At 48.4% G+C, this 847-nt stretch carries 1 protein-coding gene; it reads right to left on the bottom strand.

The genetic code is table 11. The features are described from left to right. A partial coding sequence (locus C5469_RS22890) for a Tn3 family transposase (RefSeq protein WP_166311000.1) occupies nucleotides 1–847 on the bottom strand: 847 nt, incomplete at both ends.

Below are 847 nucleotides of genomic sequence, written 5' to 3'. Positions count from 1 at the left end.
GGTATTCCATAACGTGATCGCCGCAGTGAGTAATGTCAGTCCACTGGCTCGGTAACTTTGGTTTTCCAGTCCTCTGTCCCTTATTTCACCCAGCCGGTGCATAAAAACAGCCCGAGCAAGTGCATTACGAGCCTCTCCCTTATTTAAACCTGCCTGTACACGGCGACGCAAAGCCGGATCACGAAACCAATCCAGCATAAAAAGCGTTCGCTCGATACGACCAATTTCCCGTAATGCTTTTGCCAGCCCATTCTGTTTGGGATAGCTGGCCAGCTTTTTTAACATCAGTGATGCCGTGACTGTTCCCTGTTTTATAGACGTGGCCAGACGCAGGACTTCATGCCAGTTTTTCTCAATTTCTTTGAGACTCAGACTTGTCGAGGATATGATTGATTGGAGTCCAGAATATTTTGACGCTTTTCCCTGAATGAATAGCCGTTTATCATGCAGATCCCGAATCCGGGGGGCAAAAGCAAATCCCAGCAGATGCATCAGCGCGAAAACATGTTCAGTGAAACCTGCTGTATCGGTGTAATGCTCCGTAATTTCCAGATCGCTTTCGTGATACAGCAGTCCATCAAGCACATGGGTAGAATCCCTTACCCGGCTGATCACTTTGGTATAAAACGGACTGTACTGATCTGATATGTGGGTATAAATCTGTACTCCGGGTTCCTGACCGTACTTCAAATTCACCTGCCCGGCATAGCGTCCATGGCTTCCAACCCTGAAATTTTGGCCATCGGATGAGGATGTTGTACCGTCTCCCCAGAATGCTGACAGTGGGTACTTTTTCTGGGCATTCACCAGTTCGGCAAGCGCTGCCGCATAGGTTTCATCCCTGATG

The organism is Photorhabdus cinerea (assembly GCF_011189575.1).
Taxonomy (GTDB): domain Bacteria; phylum Pseudomonadota; class Gammaproteobacteria; order Enterobacterales; family Enterobacteriaceae; genus Photorhabdus; species Photorhabdus cinerea.
This window is presented reverse-complemented; position numbering and strand designations above follow the sequence as displayed.